Origin of the sequence: Shewanella intestini (assembly GCF_018221465.1) — a bacterium.
Lineage (GTDB): Bacteria > Pseudomonadota > Gammaproteobacteria > Enterobacterales > Shewanellaceae > Shewanella > Shewanella intestini.
Genome location: NZ_JAAIKR010000006.1, coordinates 74,838 through 93,383, shown reverse-complemented (window position 1 = coordinate 93,383; position 18,546 = coordinate 74,838). Strand labels below are relative to the sequence as shown.

Genomic DNA, 18,546 nt, shown 5'->3' with positions numbered 1-18,546 from the left:
TCACCCAGCTTTTAACACTCATCTATAAACAGCAAGTGCCAAATGCATCCTAATTAAGCAATAAAAAAGCCCTGAATATTCAGGGCTTGTTATCATTATTAATGTCTAGATAGCATTGCGTTCGATACCATCACAACGTGCTTATGACTCAATAGCTTTAGCTTTAAGTCGCTCACGCATTTTTTGCATCATCACATAAAATACTGGCACTAATAAGGTCCCCACTAAGGTTGCAGCTAACATACCACCAAACACTGAGTAACCTAAGGCGCGGCGGCTACCAGAGCCTGCCCCAGTGGCAATAATTAACGGTAATACCCCAAGTAGAAATGAGAATGCAGTCATTAATACGGCTCTAAAGCGCAGCCTTGCAGCGGTTTCACCCGCCTCAAGTATGCTTTTACCTTCTTCACGCAATTGCTTGGCAAATTCGACAATCAAAATGGCATTCTTACATGCCAGACCAATCAGCAACACTAAGCCAATTTGCGCATATAAGTTTAAGTCGCCGCCCATCAATAATATGTTGGCAAACGCACCAAGTATAGCAATTGGCACTGCCAGCATCACCGCAAATGGAATGCTCCAGCTTTCATATTGCGCCACCAAGAATAAATAGGTAAATACCAGCGCTAAACCAAAGATTAACGGGGCTAAGTTACCCGCTTTAATTTCTTGATAAGTTTGCCCTGTCCATTCAAAGGTATAACCTGATGGCAAGCTTTCATTCGCGGCGCGTTCCATCGCTTTAATGGCATCACCGGAACTAAAACCTTGGGCAGGAAAACCGTTAATGGTGGTGGAATTGAACATGTTGTAACTGTTCATTACGTCAGGCCCTAAAATGGGCGTCACCGTCACTAAGGTGCTTAATGGCACCATCTCGCCATCAGCTGAGCGCACATAGAATTTAGCAATATCCCGGTCTGAATTCCTAAACTCGCCTTCTGCTTGCAGCATAACCCGAAACACCTTACCAAAACGGTTAAAGTCGTTTACGTACATCGACCCCAACATGGTTTGCATTGTGGTAAAGATTTCGTTTAATGAAATGCCCATGGCTTTGGCTTTGTCTCTGTCAACATCAACAAACATTTGCGGCACGTCAGCCCGAAAGTTACTGAACGAAAATGCAATTTCTGGTTGCTCATTGGCTTTCATAATTAACGCGCGCATAACCGACGACAACTCTTGTGGCGAGCGTCCTTGGGTGTCTTGCAGTACAAATTCAAAACCGCCGACACTACCGACGCCAGGAATAGGCGGTAACGAGAACGCCATCGCTTTCACTGACGGATTAGCGCTGTATTTGGCCTGCAATTTAGCCACAATGGCCGCTTCGGCTAAATCCTCGCGCTCACGCTGTGCCCAGTCAGCCAATGTCACAATCATTAGGCCGCCATTTGATGACACCGAACCAGTTAAAATACTAAAGCCACTGGCATGAATGACATTCTCAACCCCTTCTTCTTGCAGTGTCAGGGTCACTAACTCACGCATGACATCTTCGGTACGATTGAGCGAGGCGCCATCTGGCAGTTGAATATCGACCATAAAGGCTTTTTTATCTTCCATTGGCACAAAACCTGACGGCAATATTTTAGCCGCACCAGCTGTCAGGCCAATTAACACCACATATGCCACCCCAACTAAAGCTAATTTACGCACCAAGCCTGACACTAAGGTCATGTATTTACCGGTGGCGATAGTAAAGTAGTGGTTAAATTTGGCGTGAAAACCTTGTTTATGCGCTTTAGGACGACGCATAACGGTGGCACATAACGCTGGGCTTAACGTTAATGCATTAATGGAAGAAATCAGTACTGAAATACAAATCGTCACCGAAAACTGAGCATACATTTGCCCGGTAATACCCGGCATTACCGCTGTTGGCGCAAACACCGCCAACAGAACTAATGTGGTAGCAATAATAGGGCCGGTAACTTCTTTCATGGCTTTTGAGGTTGCTTCTTTGGCCGATAAACCTTCATCTTGCATTAACCGAGTGACGTTTTCGACCACCACAATGGCGTCATCCACCACCACCCCGATAGCCAAAATAAGCGCAAATAACGACACGGTATTAATGCTCATACCAAACAACAATAAAAACGCAAACGTACCAATTAATGACACCGGAATCGCAATTGCTGGCACTAAGGTTGAGCGCGCATCTTGCAAGAAGATGTACACCACAAAAATAACCAACAAGATTGAAATAACTAAGGTTTGAACCACTTCTTTAATTGAGGTTTCAACAAATGAGGTGGTGTCGTATAACACGTCATATTTTAGGTCTTTCGGGAAGTTAGCCGACAAGTTTTCCATCTCGGCTTTGACTGCTGCAGCGACTTCAAGCGCGTTGGCGTCGGGTGATTGATACACCGCAATAATCGCTGACGGTTTATTATTTAACTTGCCTTGAGCATCGTAAGTTTGCGAGCCAAGCTCAATGCGAGCAACATCAGCAACGGTCACTTTTGAGCCATCATTATTAGCGCGGATCATCACCCGGCCAAATTCATCTGGGTCTTTTAAGCGCCCTTTGGTTTGTAAGGTATATTGAAATTGTTGATTAGGGTCTACTGGTGCAGCGCCAATTCGTCCTGCGGCCACCTGAATATTTTGCTCTTGCAGCGCAGCAATAACATCTGTTGCGGTAACGCCTAAGCTAGCCATGCTATTAGGGTCTAACCAAATACGGATGGCGTAATCCATGCCACCAATAACTTGAACTTTAGACACCCCACCTTGACGCGCCAAGGCATCTTTTACATTTAAGCCAGCATAGTTAGTAATAAAAAGTGAGTCGAATGATTCGTTAGGCGAAAAGAGGTTTACCACCATCAACATATTCGGGCTTTGTTTTTCAACTTTTACCCCTTGGCGTTTCACTTCTTCAGGTAAGCGCGGCATGGCTTGTTGCACGCGGTTTTGCACTTTCACCTGCGCCATGTCAGGATCGGTGCCCACTTCAAAGGTGACACTTAACGAATAACTGCCGTCATTGGCACTTTTCGATTCCATGTAAATCATGCCTTCAACGCCATTAACCTCTGCCTCAATTGGCTGAGCAATGGTGTCTTTAACAATGTCGGCACTAGCACCAGAATAGCTAGTTGACACATTCACTTGTGGCGGTGCCATTTCTGGAAACTCGGCCACCGATAACACGGGAATAGCAATTAAGCCAACTAACGTCAGTACAATTGAAATAACAAAGGCGAACTTTGGTCGGTTAATAAAGAAATCACTAATCATAACAATCTCCTATTAAGCGGCGTTGGCGTTAGATTTTTCCAATTCGCTAAACGGTTTAAGCTGTTGCTCTACCGCATTAACTTCAATTCCAGCACGGATCTTTTGCAGACCATCAACAATGATTTTTTCGCCGACTTCAATGCCTGACAAGACTCGCCAATCGATGCCAAAACGTTCACCTAAAGTGACAATGCGCTTCTCAACTAAACCTTGTTGATTAAGCAGCATGACAAAACGGCCTTGCTGATCTTCTTGTACCGCAGCTTGGGGAATTAAAATGGCTTGTTCAACGACAGGAGACTCAATCATTAAGGTCACAAACAGCCCAGGTAACATTAAGCTTTCAGCATTATCAAAGGATGCGCGTAATGACAATGTGCCTGTGGCGGCGTCAACGCGATTGCTCACAAAGTCAATTTTGCCCACTTCATTAAAAATGGTGTCATTAGGTAAGCGCAATTTAATCTGCACATCTTCAACTTTTAATTGGCGCTCAGGATTTTTAGCCAACTCTTGCTGAAATGAAATAAGCGAACGTTCAGCGACTTGAAACCCAACCCACATGGGTTGCAGTTGTACCAAATTAGCCATTTCAGTTTGCGGGCTAATAATGTCACCTAGGCTCACTTTAGAGTTGCTTATACGTCCAGAAATAGGGGCGTAAACTTTGGTATAACTCAGTTGTAATTCTGCGGCCTTCACTGCGGCTTGCGCTTCAACAACCCCGGCTTCGGTGGTGAGTTTACGACTGGTTAGTTCATCCATGTCTTGCGCGCTTATCATGCCATCGGGTAAGAGTTTTTTACCGCGTTTCCAGTTCATAATCGCAACATCTTTAGAAGCAAACGCTTGCTTTAATACCGCTTGATGCTGAGCTAATGTGGCAAGATACGTCGCCGGGTCGATTTCAAACAGTAAATCACCAGCGGCAACATCTTGACCTTCGTTAAATGCCCGTTTGAGCAACTGCCCTTGTATTTGCGATTTAATCACCACATCTTCAGAAGCTTGCGTTCGGCCAACAATTTCAGACATCGGCTTAATTTCTTTTAGTTCAGCAATGTTAATCACGACACTCGGCACGCTTTTTTGTGCTTGCTGTGGTGCGTCAGAACAAGCACTTAGCAGCATGAATAGGCTCATGACTATTCCTGTTTTTACCCAAAGATGATTTAAAACCAACATCGCACGCCTCCAAGAAGTTTAATTTAGAAATCAATATGATATCTGTGAAGTAATTGAACCATCATTACATTGCAATAACAACAAATTTACACAAAACACACTTCATACCCGATAAAGCACTTTAAGAGGCTGAAAATCCCCATTATTGCTCTGTGAAATCGCGATTGAAGTCAGTAAAAATAGACCAATGGGAAATCACCAAGCGCGGATGTGATTTACGTGTGCTAGTGCCTGACGCTCGTTAGGGGAATATTGCGCGGTTTTACTACTAATGAGCAGCACAAGAAAACCTAAAATACCTTGAACACGATATGAAGTTGATTTGACGACAGTTAAGCACAAAGCGATTAAGGCTATTTATACTGCCGATAGGCCCTAGAGGTGAATAAATAAGATGTTAACTGGGTAAGTGAAATGACAAGATGAAATAGCAGGGGAAGCCCATGAGATGCGAGGTAATCATGTCATCATAGGCATAAAAAAACGCGAAGCCTTAGCTTCGCGTTTTTAATGACATTGGGCAGTATTTATTTTACAAATTCAACGCCAATGTTAATGTCACCTTGTAAGGTTGCTAGCATTTCGTCACGGGCATTGGCTTCAAATGCACTGACTTCGCCGTAAGCTAATACTTGCTCTACGCCGTTTTTGCCAAGTAGTACTGGTTGGGCGAAAAACTGCGCATGTTCACTGCCGCCATCAACATAAGCACATTCAACCACATTCGCTTCACCTTGTAGGCCGCGCACTAATGATAAACCAAAGCGACAAGCAGCTTGTCCCATTGATAATGTTGCGCTGCCGCCACCGGCTTTAGCTTCAACAACTTCAGTACCTGCATTTTGAATGCGCGTAGTAAGTGAAGCTACTTCTTCGTCAGTAAATGACACGCCTTCTACTTGAGAAAGTAGCGGTAAAATGGTCACGCCACTGTGGCCGCCAATCACGTTTAGTTTAACGTCGGCTACATTTACGCCTTTTAGTTCAGCAATAAATGTTTCGCTGCGGATAACATCTAATGTGGTCACACCGAATAAACGGCTTTTGTCATAAACACCTGCTTTTTTAAGCACTTCAGCAGCAATAGCAACCGTAGTGTTGACAGGATTTGTGATGATACCCACTAATGCTTTAGGACAAGTAACCGCCACTTTTTCAATTAAGTTACGTACAATGCCAGCATTAATATTAAATAAGTCAGAACGATCCATACCCGGCTTACGTGCAACACCTGCTGAGATAAGAACCACATCAGCACCTTCTAGCGCAGGCGTTGGGTCTTCGCCGCCAAAACCTGTGACTTCAACAGCAGTTGGGATATGGCTTAGATCAACAGCAACACCAGGAGTCACTGGCGCAATGTCATACAGAGACAACTGAGAGCCCGCAGGCAATTGAGTTTTTAACAATAAAGCTAACGCCTGGCCAATACCACCAGCAGCACCAAGTACAGCAACTTTCATAATCATCTCCATAATATGCAGTTTGTGACATAGATCTTGTTTCTACGGGCGTCACATTACTTTAATGTCGGCGCAATTTCAATTATCCATTGGCCTGCATAGCAAAATATGAATCTGCTAAAACACTGATTAGCTGAACAATTGAACCCCAGTTAGGGTTTCACCGTTATATTCAAAATTAAACTTGCTTATAAGCAAATAATTAACCTTGGCAGATGTTAAAAACATGAATAGCTACAAATAAACATTACCTCAATATCGTTACTAAAATAAAAGCCAATTAACTTTATGCATCAAATTTTGCTGTTACATCCGCGCCGACTTTGAGTTGATACAAGGCCGCTGGCGGCTGTTCCCGTTCAATTAAGTAACTCCAATAATCATCATCTAACGCGGTGATAAAATTACCCTTACCGCGCGCTTTTAAAATTAACCACCACCAAACTATCGCCCACAAACTTAACGTGAATAAGGTTAAACAAAAATGTAGCGGATGATTAATCCTAGCTTGATGCGCCACAGCGCCTTGGTGATGATGTACTTGATAACATGGGCTGCGTTGATGAAATTGACCCGATGGCAGGCCTTGAGCTTGTTGGCCAATATTAGCTTGCTGATGCTTTTGATAATGTAGCGGCTGTGGATGAAGTGAATTTGCGTTACGATAACGCTGCACTCTAAATTGATACTGACGGGACATGTTTCCCCCCAAAAGCGGCTGTCGAGTTGAACATTAAGCATAGTAGACTTTAGTCGAATACGGCAGCTTGTTAACACCGATAATTGAGCAAATATTTATGCAAATAAGACTAGGAAACGCTAGCGATCTCACCGCATTAGTCCAGTTTAATCAGGCAATGGCATTAGAAACCGAAAACCTGCAACTTGATACTGACACCTTAACAAGAGGTGTAAAAGGGATGCTTGAACATCCTGAGCGCGGATTTTATTTAGTGGCCGAGCAAGACCTGCAAATTTTAGGTTCATTAATGGTCACATTTGAATGGAGTGATTGGCGCGCTCAACAATATTATTGGGTTCAAAGTGTGTATGTGACGCCGCAACATCGCCGTAAAGGGGTGTACGCCAAGCTCTATCAATATGTAAAACAGCTGGCACAAACCAATGGCGACGGCGATTGTTTTAGATTATATGTTGAACACGATAATCATATTGCCCAGCAAACCTATAAAAAACTCGGCATGAGCCAAAGCCATTATTTAATGTTTGAACAATAATCCTATTTGGCGCTTGATGCCGCCTTTGTTGGCATCGCCCCTTGTTTTTTCACCGTTAAACAGGCGCATTATCGCTGATACTGAAAGCTTGAGGCCGGGATGACAGTGCTGACATCACGGCAGCATAAAATCCGTGCCAGCTCACAGATATGAGTCGATTTTATAACCAGGTCGGCTTTTAGGTTGTTTAAGATGCATACATGTTAAAAATCACAGATAATTTCCGTTAGAAATTATCGCCTTTAATCTAAGAGTTGTGCATGTCACTTCGTACTCAAACACGTCAAAGAAATACCACAGACAATACCGCACGAAATGTGGCTAACACGAAGCATAATGACTATTCAAACCACGGCGATACCGCCCCTAAAAACGCCGCTGTTCAACATCAACGGACAGAAGAAGAGAATCAAACTCAGCTTGAAGCGTCGCACACCAGTTTCTCAGATCAACCAGAACATCATCCCCACCTCGCAGCGCCAGAGCAACCTTTAGTTGATATTGAGTCACTGACGCCTGAGAAAATTGCTGAATTAGAGGTGATTAATCAACGCCGCGATCACATCACCTTATTAGCCATCAAAGGGATGAAGTTTGATGACGTTGATTTATTGAATTCATTGGCGCAAAAGTATCACTGCAGCGCCAATGACATCATGGGTGATATGCAGTTACTCACTAATCCTGAGGTGTGGAATCAGCACAAACTGCGCTTAAAGAATGCCCAAGATTCACAAGTGTTCCGCAAGCAACAGCTCAAAGAAAATCGCAAAAACCAAGTCAGCGAATTTATGAATGAATCGGTAAAATTTACTTCTGAATTGCTCGTGGCTTTATCCCAACAATTTGAATGTCAGCCACGTCATATTGTTGAAGATATCATGCACTATAAAACCTTTAAGAACTTACATGAAACCTTTAAACAATCAAACGTGACCTTACCCACGGTGAGAGCCATTTACCGCTGCGCAAAATTAAACATTCAATATTAACGTATTACCCTGCTCGCAGCGCTAAGATTTGGCTTAATTCAAATGGCTGTGGATAAGCGACAAATTCAGTTTGCTGCTTATCTACCGCATAAATTGACATTCTATCGGCCAGCTCATTGCCTTCAATCCCAATATGGGCAGACACATGCTCAATCACTAACTGATCTTTCATGCTGTCATACAAATCGTGAGCAAGTTTAATTAACCCTAAATTGGCAATTTCACCGCTTTTTTTAACCCAGCCTTTGGCTTTCCAGCCATAAGCCCAATTACTGACACAATTAAGTGAATACTGCGAGTCAGTCAGCACTTGTACCGTTTTACCCGCCTCTAACGCTTGCTTGGCCATTAACAACGCTTGGTGCAATGCATTTAACTCGGCGGTGTTATTGGTGCCATTGGGGTTATATAACCCAAACCATAAACTCGACAATTCACCTTGTTGATATACTGCGACACCAGACCCCGCTTTGCCAGGATTAGGCTCACAGCCGCCATCGGTGTAAATCACCACATCAAAGTTATTTAATATGGCTTGGTTATCTGCTTTTTTAGTGCTGGCATCTTTAGTGGTTTTTGCCCCACTTGCACTATTTTTTCGCCCTTGAGGTGCTTTACCGATATTGGCAGATGCAGTTTGAGAAAATGCACTTTTCGCCTCAGCAAAACTTGGAAACGACTTATACTTTGCTCCAGCAAACTTATCGACCTGCTGCTTTGCTTCATTCCAGTTGTCGTAAATTCCCGGTTGACGACCTTGCCAAACAACATAAAATTTCTTTGCCATGCTTTGTTACCTTGAAAATGATGACCGCACAATACGCTAACAATGAATCATATTAGCCGCTAAATAAGAGTCATATTATCAGTTAAGTATGCGCTAACAGCGCACACTGCCAAATGAAGCTTGATGATGCCACGATTTATGCCAAAGCGAAATTATCAATACCTCGCAGCGCCTTAACGGCTTAATTTTACCTCAGTTGTGACACTATTTAACTCAGCGCCAATAACAAGCGAAAGTAACAAGCGAGGATAACAAACGCTTGCAAGCATCATTGGTATTGTTCTCCCAGTTAACTTTAGCGCTGCAAGGCGCTTTTATATTGCCATCATGCTGGTATGATTTAGCCATTAGCCCATTACACGTATTCGTCTTAACGTGACCACAATCTGTTTTTAATCGGTCATGTTTGCTATTACGGCTCATCAAATTAGATAACATTATGCCTGAAAACACTATTAGCCTGATTGTCGGCTCAACCAATCCTGTAAAAATTAATGCCGCAAAACAAACATTAAGCCTGTATTACCCCGACGCCATTATCGATTGCCAATCCATAGCGGCGCCCTCACAAGTTGCCGACCAACCGATGACAGATAAAGAAACTCAACAAGGTGCAATCAATCGGGTTAACTATTGTCAGCAGCAATATCCTAATGCCGACTTTTGTATTGCAATGGAAGGTGGAGTGGATTTATTTGATCACGGCGCGGCGACGTTTGCTTATATGGCCATTATCCACCAGCAACGCCTTAGCGTTGGCCGCGGAGCATTATTGCCACTGCCTAAGCAGGTTTACCACGCCCTGACTGAAGGTGAAGAATTAGGCCATGTGATGGATAGGCTGTTTAAAACCGACAACATTAAACAAAAAGGCGGCGCAATTGGTTTGTTAACCCAAAACCTTGCCACGCGTACCAGTAATTATACCCAAGCATTGGTGCTTGCAATGGCCCCTTTTGTTAACCCAGAACTGTACGATTAACCTTATGAGCAAACTCAATAATCATGCTGCCATGTTATTAGCACGCCAGCAAAGTAGCCTCAAAGCCAATGGCCTTATTCGGCCCATTACTTTGGCGGATAATCCCGCTATTGCCAACGTTATCCGCCAAGTGTCAGCCCAATACGGGTTAACCGCTGATAAAGGCTACGGCGTGAGTGACCCAAGCCTTGATTGCATGATGCAAACCTATGACAAAACTAATGCTCAATATTGGGTGATTGAACGCCAACAATGCGTTGTTGGCGGCGCAGGCATTGCGCCGCTAAGTGGTCATGTTGATACCGCTGAACTACAAAAAATGTATTTTAGTGATTCTATTAGGGGCCTAAAAATGGCGCAGCCCTTATTTGACACTTGCCACACGTTTGCCAAAGCCGCTGGGTATACCCGTATCTACCTTGAAACCACTGCGGTATTAGTTGAAGCTTTGGCCTTTTATCAACGTCTCGGGTTTCGCCCTTGTGCGCACTTAGGCGATACCGGTCATGATGCTTGCGAAATTGCAATGTCATTAACGTTATGAACGTCTATTCGTTTCTCGTGCTAATTCTAAAAAACGATGCTTTTAAACTGCTATTAATTTCAAGCAGTTAATCTGTGGCCGCGCTCACACAGGTTTAGGCTTTTAAAATGTCACAATCCTTGTTAGCCTGAAATTATCGCCAATACAGGAGCCTGCCATGGAATATCAACAACTCGGCCATTCTAATCTTCAAGTCAGTAAAATCTGTTTAGGCACCATGACATGGGGCGAACAGAACACCCAAGCAGACGCATTCCAGCAAATTGATTATGCCCTTAGCCAAGGGGTGAACTTTATCGATACCGCAGAAATGTACCCCGTACCGCCGCAAGCAACAACCCAAGGCGAAACAGAGCGTATTATCGGTCAATATCTCAAAGCCAAAGGCAATCGTGACCAGCTCATCATTGCCACTAAAGTTGCCGCACCTGGAGTAAAAGGAGATCCATTACGCCCAGATATGGCGCTAGATTGGCGTAACATTCATCAAGCTGTTGAAGGCTCGCTGTCACGTTTAGGCATTGATACCATTGACCTTTATCAGGTGCATTGGCCTGAGCGTCAAACTAACTTTTTTGGTCAGTTTATGTACGAACATGACAATGACGACCACAGCACACCGATTTTAGAAACCTTAACCGCCTTGAGTGAATTGGTGAAGCAGGGAAAAGTGCGTTATATCGGTATTTCAAACGAAACCCCATGGGGGGTAATGAAATACCTAAAATTGGCAGAGAAACACGATTTACCCAAAATTGTCAGCATTCAAAATCCATACAACCTACTCAACCGCAGTTTTGAAATGGGTGGCTCTGAGATTAGCTTACGTGAAAACGTGCCATTATTACCTTATTCACCCTTAGCGTTTGGCGCGTTAACAGGCAAATATGAAAATGAGCAATGGCCACAAGGCGCTAGAATGACAGTGTATAAACGCTTTGCCCGTTATAACAGCACCCCAATGGCACTTGAAGCCACTCAAGCTTATGTCAACTTAGCCCGTGAGTTTTCGCTATCACCTGCTCAAATGGCATTGGCCTTTGTTAATAGTCGTCAATTTGTAGCTGCTAATATTATTGGCGCAACAGGGCTTGAACAATTACAGCAAAACATTGCCAGTCATCAGCTAATTTTGTCTACAGAGCTACTAAAACGCATTGATGAATTGTCATTGTTATACCGTTTTCCTTGTCCTTAATAATCAAAGCCAACAGATAGACTTGCAAAGGGCAGCAATTTACTCGAAGATCGCCACTATATTGATGCCCTTTTTAGTTGCTAACCAATGACAAACACACCTAATACCCAGCCAAGCAAAGCGCTTAATCAACCGTTTGACCACCGCGCTATTCGTGAACAGTTTCCGTTATTGTCGCAGGCGCATCAGCCCTCTATTTGTTATTTGGACACCGCCGCCACTAGCCAAAAACCACATTCAGTCATTGAGGCAATGAACCATTACTATCAACAAGGTAATGCCAATGTTCATCGCGGCGCTTATCAATTGTCAGCACAAGCCACCCGCGACTATGAAGCGGTTAGAGATAAGGTGCAGCAGTTTATTCACGCCAACAATCGCCAACAAATAATTTTTACTCACGGTACCACGAGCGCCATCAACATGGTGGCGCACGGGTTAACTGAGCAGCTCAATTGCAATGACATTATTTTAATCGATGGCGCAGCACATCACGCCAATATTGTGCCTTGGCAAGCACTTGCTAAGCGCACTGGTGCTAAAGTGATGCCAATTAAACTCACCAGTAATGGGCTTATAGACCAAAGCGATTATGACGCTAAACTTGCTATGCAGCCCAAAGTCGTCGCCCTTGCTCATGTCACTAATGCATTAGGCACGGTTAATCCGGTTCAGCAAATGGTGAGTAAAGCCAAAGCAAAAGGCGCGATAACCTTAGTCGACGGTGCCCAAGCTATCGCTCACATAGCGGTTAATGTGGCCCAAATTGATTGTGACTTTTATGCTTTTTCTGGGCATAAAATGTATGGCCCTACAGGTGTTGGCGTACTATATGGCAAGCTGGCCGCGTTAGAACAATTAACCCCAATGCTTACCGGCGGCGAAATGATCAAAACCGTGAGTTTTCAGCACACCACTTATGGTGAGCTGCCCAACCGACTCGAAGCCGGCACCCCGCCCATTGCTGAAGTCATTGGCTTGGGCGCCGCCATTGATTTTATTCGCTCACAAGACTCAGAGCACATAAAACACCATGAACAGCAATTAGTCTGCTATCTTCAGCAACAGTTAAGTTTATTAAGCAATATTGAACTCTATGGGGTTGAATTAACTGATATAAACTCAACAGCTATGCCCAATAACAGCCGGCACAATATTGGGGCTGTGGCCTTTAATATTAAAGGCGAACATCATCAAGATGTGGGGATTTTATTAGATCAGCAAGGTATTGCGGTACGCTGCGGCCATCATTGTGCCATGCCATTAATGACCCACTTAGGGCTTAAAGGCTGTTGCAGAGCTTCGGTTGGAATGTATAGCAACCACGATGATATTGACCGTTTTATTACGGCCTTAAAAGAAGTCATCAACATTTTGGTATAAAATAGCCTTACTGTTTTTATCCGTTAACGAGACCCGTTTCATGTCACTGACAGCTTCACCAGCCGCCGCATTATTTACGCCTTTACCTCAAGCGATTACTGAAGGTGTTGCACATATCCAACGCGCCAGCAATTGGCAAGAAAAGTACCGCCAAATAATGTTATTAGGTAAACAGTTACCTGAATTTCCCGCACATTTACAACAAGATGCTGCGCAAGTAAAAGGCTGTGAAAGCAATGCATGGCTCTACCACCAAGCCCAAGACAATCAACACTACTTCATTGCCAGTAGTGATGCGCGAATTGTCAAAGGGCTCATTGCAATTATTTTAAGCGAAACCCAAGGCAAAAGCCGTGTTGAAATAAGCCAATATGATCTCAATAAACACTTTCAGCAGCTTGGGCTCAGTGGTCAATTAAGTCCGTCACGTACCAATGGAATAACAGCCTTAGCTAACGCGATTCTCGCTTTTAGCCAGCAAGGTTCATAACAGCAAATTAAGGATATAGAATGACAACAACCGTGTGTAATCCAACTCGCCGCCACCTACTAAAAGGCCTTGGAGCAGCCACGTTAATGTCACCCTTTGCTTCCTTACCCAGCATGGCTAAATCTCAACCGTTATACATTGATGGTTTGAGCTTTTTGCCCAACGATATTAATGACGTTCGTGCATCTAAGCTCAATGCTTTTATTGCCGATATTTCTGATATTGAAGCCATCACTCGCCCCGACGGCAGCACCAATTACAAACGCACCTACAATGCCTGTATAAAAAGCATTGCCAAAGCCAACGCCACGATTGAGGCGCACCCAGAAGTGTACCGTAAAGGCTTAATTGGCGCAGACATTGAACTGGCCGTTAAACAGCAACAAACCGCGGTGTTTTTCCAAATTCAAGGGGCTGATTGCATTGAAGGTGATACAGCCCTTAACCATTGGCAACAACTAGAAGCGTTTAAAGAACAAGGGCTGCGAATTTTGCAGTTAACCCACCATTTTGGCAATGAATTTGCTGGCGGCGCACTAGATAATAATGGTGAAACCAGCCTTAACTTGCCGCTTAGTGCAAAAGGCCATACGTTAATTGAGGCGCTAAACCACAAAAACATGTTAATTGATGTCAGCCACTCTAGCGCTCAAACGGCATTAGATACCGCTAAAGCCAGCCAACGTCCAATTGTACAAACCCACGGTGCTGCGCGCAGTATTGTGAATAATGCCCGTTGCTCACCCGATGAAGTTATCCGCGCCATCGCGGATACTGGCGGCGTCTTTGGGGTATTTATGATGAGCTTTTGGTTAACCAATAACAGCGAACCAACCCTTAAAGATTATATTCGCCACATTGAACATATAAGTCGTGTAGGCGGTGTAGAAGCCGTTGCGATTGCTAACGACTTCCCACTTCGTGGCCAAAAAAATCTATTAGCACTAGATAACAACAATAGCGAAGGAGTAAAGGAATACCTTGGTTGGTGGCATAGTATGCGTGCCAATAATGTATTGGGCTTTGAAATTGAACCCCAACATGTGGTGATCCCTGAATTAAATGATATTGATCGCATGAGCCGAATTGATGATGCACTGCGCAAAGCGCGTTTTAAATCATCAGATCGCGATCGTTTCCTTGGCGGTAATTGGGCGCGGGTTTTGCATGATGTGCTAATCTAGTCAAAAATCTATCTTTACAGCGAACAGTGATACGCGGTAGGCCTAAGCAAGGAACAAAATGGAAAATTCAATCATCAAACCCAGTTTTGTCAGTTTATTTAATTGTATAGGCCCAGAATGCGCGGACAGCTGTTGTAATGACTGGCGAATAACCTTTGATAAACAAGGCTACAAAAAGGCTGTTGAAGTGCCTTTTTTAGCTGACATTGCCAAATTTGCACTCACAGAGATTAAAAAAGATGCCGCCAACTGGGCGGTAGTCAAGTTAGATGAAAACGGCGCCTGCCCTTTTTTAAATGAACAGAAACTGTGTCATATCCATGCTCACTCAGGCCCACAAGCATTAAGTTATACCTGTAAGACCTACCCCCGTAATGACAAAATATTAGCGACAAATAAGTACATGAGCATGTATTTATCATGCCCTGAAGTTGCTCGTATTGTGCTATTTGATGACGCATTCCAATTTTCATCAACCGCAAGCGGCTCAAAGACGGTAGCCAAAGCCTTACCTATTTGGCTAGAAAAAACCTATGACTACAGTTTAGACCTGTTAGTGAACAGCAATAAACCGTGGCAACAAGCCTTATTGGCCATTGGTTTTTTATTAAAAACCGCTACCCAAGCCAAAAATAATCAACTTGAGATTGCACAAATAGACATCCGCCATCAGCAACTTGTCACCATGAATAACAATGATATGTTGTCTAAAAGCTATCAAGAGTTGCCTTATAATGTCATGCCGCAAACCCATACTTTTATTGCAGTACATAAAGAAGTTTGCAAAGTACATTCTCGAGGGGCACGTCCGCGCTTTAATGCATTAAACCAAGCTATTGAAGCTATTTTTGACCAACAACAGACTCACGCAATCGATGAGATGAACAAGCTGTGGAATGAACGTGTGGTGAAAGTGATTGACAACCACGACGAGCTATTCACCCGGTATATTTTGTATTCAATGTACACCGACCATTTCCCAATGAGCGACACACTTGAGCCTGAACAATTATTACAACAGCTTATTATTGATTGCTTTATGATCCGCTGTTATTTATCGGCGATGTACCATCATCAACAAGGCTTAAGCCAGCAAGATGTTATCCTTTGTTTCCAGACCTACAGCATTGTAAGGCAGCACAAAAAGAAGTTTATCGAGGGTGTTAAACACATTTTAAGCGAATACGACCTCACCTCGTTACCTGCAGCGATTTCGTTACTGAAAACAGCGTAAACACGAGCAGTAAGATGAACAATAAAAACGCGATCACTTGATCGCGTTTTTTACTGGCTTATTGGCGCTAAATGACAAGCAAACAGGCTTAAGCGCCAAGATTGCTCAATGCCCTCAGCCGGTTAAATCCATCCAGGCAAGGTGCGAGCTAAAGTAAACCTAAACAAGCAAACTCATTGGTATATGAATCAAAGCCCATCTAATTTAGCCCGACTTTAAATGCCTAAGCCATTATCAACATGGTCGGTGTCTATCACTTGGATAGCATTTAAATAACTCATCAACGCATTCACCTGCAAGCTTAGATCGCCTTTACTGGTATCAATGGTTAACTCCGCCGCTTCAGGCGCTTCATAAGGAGAAGATATCCCAGTAAAGTTTGCAATCTCGCCTTGGCGAGCTTTGGCATATAAACCTTTGGGATCGCGCTGTTCACAGACCTCAAGAGGTGTAGAAACATGCACTTCAATAAACTCACCGTCGCTAAACAGTTCCCTGACTCGGTCACGTTCTTGCTTAGTCGGTGAAATAAATGCCGACAACACCACAAGGCCAGAGTCGACCATCAATTTAGCCACCTCTCCCACGCGGCGGAGGTTTTCATCACGGTCTTGCATGCTAAAACCTAAGTCTTTGCATAAACCATGACGCACATTGTCACCGTCGAGCAAATAAGTATGAAAGTTAGCGCTAAACAGGGCTTGCTCTAATGCACCTGCAAGGGTTGATTTGCCAGAGCCTGACAAACCAGTAAACCAAAGTAATACAGGCTTTTGACCTTTTTGACGACCGCGCGCTAGTTGATCAATTTCATGCTTATGCCACACGATATCTGTCATGAATACTCCATCATGCCGAACCCTTTCGGCAATTCAATTTAAAAAGGAAAAAAGTACGGTACTGCCATAATCACCACCGCGGAATACACCAACGATAGCGGCAAACCTAAACGCACAAAGTCAGACCATTTATAATTGCCGGCGTTATACACCATTAAATTAGTTTGATAACCGTATGGTGAAATAAAGCTGGCACTGGCACCAAACACCACCGCCATAATAAACGGTCGCGGATCAACACCAAAACTACTGGCAATGGCAAACGCAACCGGAAACGCCAAGGCAGCCGCAGCATTGTTAGTTACAATCTCAGTCGCTAATAGCGTAAGAAAATACACCCCTACAAAAGCGGCAAACACACTATGGCCGTTAAACACGCTAATTAAACTGTGGGCAATAATGTCGGCGAGTCCGGTTTGCACCATCAAGCTGGCAATACACAACGCACTGCCGACAATCACCACCAGTTCGATAGGAAAGCGGCGTTTAATTTCGGTCATATTAAGTGCGCCAATAGCTAAATAACTTAGCAGTAATAACACCAACCCTTTTGCCAGTGGCATGATTTCTAACACGCTCAATAAAATGGTGACAGCAAATGCCCCAAGCACAAAATGACCGCGCTTATTATCAAGACGTACATTTAAATCAAGGCCGCTAATGGCAGCAAATTCTGAGCGTTCTTTGGCGGCATGACTAAAGCCATCACCTGGCGCAATAAGCAATATATCACCCGCGTGTAATTGAATATCACCCAAACCGCCTTTTAGTTGCTGATTACCGCGGCGAATGGCCATCACGGCTGAGTCGAAAATTTCTCTAAATCTGACATGTTTTAAGGTGCTGCCCACTAATGATGCCGATGGGGCAAGTACCGCTTCAACTAAGTTTTGACCTTTGGCTTGTTGCTTACCAAACCATTCAAGGCCGTCAAACTGATGTAATAGCTCCACCGATTCAACCGCGCCGCTAAAACGCAGCATGTCACCGGGTTGAATGACCATGTGCGGCGGCACAGGGCAAATACGAATACCACTGCGTTCAAGCTCAACCAAATACAGCTTTTTTAATGCTCTTAAGCGGTTTTCAACCACGGTTTGACCGACTAATTGTGAGTGCGTTGCGACATGTGCTTCAAGCAAATAAGGCAATGACTCATCGGTTTGTGCTTCACGTCGGTCAGGCAGGCTATAAGCCAGTAACACAATGGTTGCCCCGCCAAATAACACCAACAACATGCCCACTTGCGTAAACTCAAAAAAGCCCAACGCTGGCAGCCCTGCACTTTCTACAAACGAGTTAACAATTAAGTTAGTTGAGGTGCCAATAAGCGTTAATGTGCCGCCAAGAATAGCGGCAAAATTTAACGGTAATAATAACTTAGCAGGAGCATGAACTTGGTTGCGCCGCACCACGCCAATTAATGACGCCACGACCGCGGTGTTATTGGTAAACGATGACAACAATGCGGTAGAAACCCCCAGTTTGGCAATCGTGCTGGCTAAAGTGTTTTTACCAATATCGCCACTTAACTTGCCCACTAATGCGGTTTTCTCTAGCGCAGAAGCGGCGAGTACCAGCAGCACTAATACGATTAACCCCGTATTAGTGAAGCTGGCTAAAGCAGTATCAAGTTGTACTAACCCCAGTAAATAACAACCGAGCATGGCACTGAAAAACAGGGTTGCAGGCCGAGCAATGCCACTGACAAGCCCGGTTATCATGACAACTAATATGCATGCCAATAGGCCAATATCGCTCATCAA

Annotated in this window: 16 protein-coding genes; 9 read left to right on the top strand and 7 right to left on the bottom strand. The window is 44.0% G+C overall.

Translation table 11 applies throughout. The features are described from left to right. Positions 1-141: 141 nt before the first annotated feature. From G3R48_RS08350 to G3R48_RS17380, 4 genes are all read right to left on the bottom strand, one after another. The gene (locus G3R48_RS08350; RefSeq protein ID WP_153664304.1) at positions 142-3,261 is read right to left on the bottom strand and encodes an efflux RND transporter permease subunit; all 3,120 of its coding nucleotides are present in this window, start codon (positions 3,259-3,261) and stop codon (positions 142-144) included. Positions 3,262-3,273: 12 nt separating this feature from the next. Further along, entirely contained in the window at positions 3,274-4,404 is a 1,131-nt protein-coding gene (locus G3R48_RS08345) for an efflux RND transporter periplasmic adaptor subunit (RefSeq protein ID WP_228497432.1), read from the bottom strand. Positions 4,405-4,973: 569 nt separating this feature from the next. Beyond that, on the bottom strand, positions 4,974-5,909 hold the full coding sequence (mdh, locus tag G3R48_RS08340) for a malate dehydrogenase (protein ID WP_153664308.1): 936 nt from the start codon (positions 5,907-5,909) through the stop codon (positions 4,974-4,976). A gap of 286 nt (positions 5,910-6,195) precedes the next feature. Continuing rightward, positions 6,196-6,429 carry a hypothetical protein gene (locus G3R48_RS17380; protein ID WP_380713726.1) on the bottom strand — a complete coding sequence of 78 codons (234 nt, stop codon included), beginning with the start codon at positions 6,427-6,429 and terminating at the stop codon, positions 6,196-6,198. Between the two features lie 277 nt (positions 6,430-6,706). Between G3R48_RS17380 and G3R48_RS08330 the strand changes: the two genes are divergently transcribed. Together G3R48_RS08330 and G3R48_RS08325 are read left to right on the top strand one after the other, a co-directional pair. Beyond that, positions 6,707-7,147, top strand: a complete 441-nt coding sequence (locus G3R48_RS08330) for a GNAT family N-acetyltransferase (protein ID WP_153664310.1) — start codon at positions 6,707-6,709, stop codon at positions 7,145-7,147. Between the two features lie 260 nt (positions 7,148-7,407). Beyond that, the gene (locus G3R48_RS08325; protein WP_153664312.1) at positions 7,408-8,139 is read left to right on the top strand and encodes a hypothetical protein; all 732 of its coding nucleotides are present in this window, start codon (positions 7,408-7,410) and stop codon (positions 8,137-8,139) included. Between the two features lie 4 nt (positions 8,140-8,143). On the opposite strand, the gene G3R48_RS08320 is transcribed toward G3R48_RS08325, so the two are convergent. Continuing rightward, a complete protein-coding gene (locus tag G3R48_RS08320; protein ID WP_153664314.1) occupies positions 8,144-8,926 on the bottom strand; it encodes a ribonuclease H family protein in 783 nt (260 codons plus the stop codon). 439 nt (positions 8,927-9,365) lie between these two features. Between G3R48_RS08320 and yjjX the strand changes: the two genes are divergently transcribed. The 7 genes from yjjX to fliB all read left to right on the top strand — a co-directional run bounded on the left by yjjX (position 9,366) and on the right by fliB (position 15,941). After that, positions 9,366-9,908, top strand: coding sequence for an inosine/xanthosine triphosphatase (yjjX, locus tag G3R48_RS08315; RefSeq protein ID WP_153664316.1), 543 nt, complete (start codon positions 9,366-9,368; stop codon positions 9,906-9,908). A 4-nt stretch (positions 9,909-9,912) separates the two neighbouring features. Continuing rightward, positions 9,913-10,452 (top strand): GNAT family N-acetyltransferase, encoded by a 540-nt coding sequence (locus tag G3R48_RS08310; protein WP_228497433.1) that lies wholly within the window; start codon positions 9,913-9,915, stop codon positions 10,450-10,452. Positions 10,453-10,609: 157 nt separating this feature from the next. Continuing rightward, positions 10,610-11,650 (top strand): NADP(H)-dependent aldo-keto reductase, encoded by a 1,041-nt coding sequence (locus G3R48_RS08305; RefSeq protein ID WP_153664318.1) that lies wholly within the window; start codon positions 10,610-10,612, stop codon positions 11,648-11,650. An 87-nt stretch (positions 11,651-11,737) separates the two neighbouring features. Beyond that, on the top strand, positions 11,738-13,033 hold the full coding sequence (locus G3R48_RS08300) for an aminotransferase class V-fold PLP-dependent enzyme (RefSeq protein WP_153664320.1): 1,296 nt from the start codon (positions 11,738-11,740) through the stop codon (positions 13,031-13,033). Between the two features lie 40 nt (positions 13,034-13,073). Further along, a complete protein-coding gene (locus G3R48_RS08295; protein ID WP_153664322.1) occupies positions 13,074-13,523 on the top strand; it encodes a SufE family protein in 450 nt (149 codons plus the stop codon). Positions 13,524-13,543: 20 nt separating this feature from the next. Further along, positions 13,544-14,707, top strand: a complete 1,164-nt coding sequence (locus tag G3R48_RS08290; protein ID WP_153664325.1) for a membrane dipeptidase — start codon at positions 13,544-13,546, stop codon at positions 14,705-14,707. A 58-nt stretch (positions 14,708-14,765) separates the two neighbouring features. After that, positions 14,766-15,941, top strand: coding sequence for a flagellin lysine-N-methylase (gene fliB / locus G3R48_RS08285; RefSeq protein WP_153664327.1), 1,176 nt, complete (start codon positions 14,766-14,768; stop codon positions 15,939-15,941). A gap of 215 nt (positions 15,942-16,156) precedes the next feature. On the opposite strand, the gene cysC is transcribed toward fliB, so the two are convergent. Together cysC and G3R48_RS08275 are read right to left on the bottom strand one after the other, a co-directional pair. After that, positions 16,157-16,780 carry an adenylyl-sulfate kinase gene (gene cysC, locus G3R48_RS08280; RefSeq protein ID WP_153664329.1) on the bottom strand — a complete coding sequence of 208 codons (624 nt, stop codon included), beginning with the start codon at positions 16,778-16,780 and terminating at the stop codon, positions 16,157-16,159. 38 nt (positions 16,781-16,818) lie between these two features. After that, complete coding sequence (locus tag G3R48_RS08275; protein WP_153664331.1) at positions 16,819-18,543, bottom strand: SLC13 family permease; 1,725 nt, start codon at positions 18,541-18,543, stop codon at positions 16,819-16,821. Between the last annotated feature and the right edge of the window lie 3 nt (positions 18,544-18,546).

What these genes read in the sequence shown, in the direction of transcription:
- fliB (WP_153664327.1), top strand. Translation starts at nt 14,766, where the DNA reads ATGGAAAATTCAATCATCAAACCCAGTTTTGTCAGTTTATTTAATTGT.
- G3R48_RS08325 (WP_153664312.1), top strand. Translation starts at nt 7,408, where the DNA reads ATGTCACTTCGTACTCAAACACGTCAAAGAAATACCACAGACAATACC.
- G3R48_RS08350 (WP_153664304.1), bottom strand. Translation starts at nt 3,261, where the DNA reads ATGATTAGTGATTTCTTTATTAACCGACCAAAGTTCGCCTTTGTTATT.
- yjjX (WP_153664316.1), top strand. Translation starts at nt 9,366, where the DNA reads ATGCCTGAAAACACTATTAGCCTGATTGTCGGCTCAACCAATCCTGTA.
- G3R48_RS08300 (WP_153664320.1), top strand. Translation starts at nt 11,738, where the DNA reads ATGACAAACACACCTAATACCCAGCCAAGCAAAGCGCTTAATCAACCG.
- G3R48_RS08345 (WP_228497432.1), bottom strand. Translation starts at nt 4,404, where the DNA reads ATGAGCCTATTCATGCTGCTAAGTGCTTGTTCTGACGCACCACAGCAA.
- G3R48_RS08290 (WP_153664325.1), top strand. Translation starts at nt 13,544, where the DNA reads ATGACAACAACCGTGTGTAATCCAACTCGCCGCCACCTACTAAAAGGC.
- cysC (WP_153664329.1), bottom strand. Translation starts at nt 16,780, where the DNA reads ATGACAGATATCGTGTGGCATAAGCATGAAATTGATCAACTAGCGCGC.
- G3R48_RS08305 (WP_153664318.1), top strand. Translation starts at nt 10,610, where the DNA reads ATGGAATATCAACAACTCGGCCATTCTAATCTTCAAGTCAGTAAAATC.
- G3R48_RS08310 (WP_228497433.1), top strand. Translation starts at nt 9,913, where the DNA reads ATGAGCAAACTCAATAATCATGCTGCCATGTTATTAGCACGCCAGCAA.
- G3R48_RS08320 (WP_153664314.1), bottom strand. Translation starts at nt 8,926, where the DNA reads ATGGCAAAGAAATTTTATGTTGTTTGGCAAGGTCGTCAACCGGGAATT.
- mdh (WP_153664308.1), bottom strand. Translation starts at nt 5,909, where the DNA reads ATGAAAGTTGCTGTACTTGGTGCTGCTGGTGGTATTGGCCAGGCGTTA.
- G3R48_RS08330 (WP_153664310.1), top strand. Translation starts at nt 6,707, where the DNA reads ATGCAAATAAGACTAGGAAACGCTAGCGATCTCACCGCATTAGTCCAG.
- G3R48_RS08295 (WP_153664322.1), top strand. Translation starts at nt 13,074, where the DNA reads ATGTCACTGACAGCTTCACCAGCCGCCGCATTATTTACGCCTTTACCT.
- G3R48_RS08275 (WP_153664331.1), bottom strand. Translation starts at nt 18,543, where the DNA reads ATGAGCGATATTGGCCTATTGGCATGCATATTAGTTGTCATGATAACC.